The 1643-nt window shown below is 51.7% G+C and carries 1 rRNA gene; it reads right to left on the bottom strand.

The window, feature by feature from the left end:
• Window positions 1-1482: ribosomal RNA gene (locus tag HV355_RS23940) — 23S ribosomal RNA — on the bottom strand; the annotation flags it as partial.
• Between the last annotated feature and the right edge of the window lie 161 nt (window positions 1483-1643).

Here is a 1643-nt window from a genome sequence, read left to right as displayed (position 1 = left end):
TCCCGCCTACATGCTTAAACCGGGACAACCGTCGCCCGGCTAACATAGCCTTCTCCGTCCCCCCTTCGCAGTAACACCAAGTACAGGAATATTAACCTGTTTCCCATCGACTACGCCTTTCGGCCTCGCCTTAGGGGTCGACTCACCCTGCCCCGATTAACGTTGGACAGGAACCCTTGGTCTTCCGGCGTGCGGGCTTTTCACCCGCATTATCGTTACTTATGTCAGCATTCGCACTTCTGATACCTCCAGCAACCCTCACAGGCCACCTTCAACGGCTTACAGAACGCTCCCCTACCCAACAACGCATAAGCGTCGCTGCCGCAGCTTCGGTGCATGGTTTAGCCCCGTTACATCTTCCGCGCAGGCCGACTCGACCAGTGAGCTATTACGCTTTCTTTAAATGATGGCTGCTTCTAAGCCAACATCCTGGCTGTCTGTGCCTTCCCACATCGTTTCCCACTTAACCATGACTTTGGGACCTTAGCTGGCGGTCTGGGTTGTTTCCCTCTTCACGACGGACGTTAGCACCCGCCGTGTGTCTCCCGTGATAACATTCTTCGGTATTCGTAGTTTGCATCGGGTTGGTAAGCCGGGATGGCCCCCTAGCCGAAACAGTGCTCTACCCCCGAAGATGAGTTCACGAGGCGCTACCTAAATAGCTTTCGGGGAGAACCAGCTATCTCCCGGTTTGATTGGCCTTTCACCCCCAGCCACAAGTCATCCGCTAATTTTTCAACATTAGTCGGTTCGGTCCTCCAGTTAGTGTTACCCAACCTTCAACCTGCCCATGGCTAGATCACCGGGTTTCGGGTCTATACCCTGCAACTTAACGCCCAGTTAAGACTCGGTTTCCCTTCGGCTCCCCTATACGGTTAACCTTGCTACAGAATATAAGTCGCTGACCCATTATACAAAAGGTACGCAGTCACCTAACAAGTAGGCTCCCACTGCTTGTACGTACACGGTTTCAGGTTCTTTTTCACTCCCCTCGCCGGGGTTCTTTTCGCCTTTCCCTCACGGTACTGGTTCACTATCGGTCAGTCAGGAGTATTTAGCCTTGGAGGATGGTCCCCCCATATTCAGACAGGATACCACGTGTCCCGCCCTACTCTTCGAGTTCACAGCAAGTGTGCTTTCGTGTACGGGACTATCACCCTGTACCGTGCGACTTTCCAGACGCTTCCACTAACACACAAGCTGATTCAGACTCTGGGCTGCTCCCCGTTCGCTCGCCGCTACTGGGGGAATCTCGGTTGATTTCTTTTCCTCGGGGTACTTAGATGTTTCAGTTCCCCCGGTTCGCCTCGTTAACCTATGTATTCAGTTAACGATAGTGTGTCGGAACACACTGGGTTTCCCCATTCGGACATCGCCGGGTCAAAGGTTCATATCACCTCGCCGGCGCTTTTCGCAGATTAGCACGTCCTTCATCGCCTCTGACTGCCAGGGCATCCACCGTGTACGCTTAGTCGCTTAACCTCACAACCCGAAGATGTTTCTTTCGATTCATCATCAAATTGCGAAAATTTGAGAGACTCGAACACACATAACATGTGTGTCGTTTCAATTTTCAGCTTGATCCAGATTTTTAAAGAGCAAAACTTCTTAATGCACTCAAAAGTACATTCAGAAGTTCTTCA

It is taken from the genome of Enterobacter sp. RHBSTW-01064, from assembly GCF_014103035.1.
Classification (GTDB): Bacteria; Pseudomonadota; Gammaproteobacteria; order Enterobacterales; family Enterobacteriaceae; genus Enterobacter; species Enterobacter mori.
This window is presented reverse-complemented; position numbering and strand designations above follow the sequence as displayed.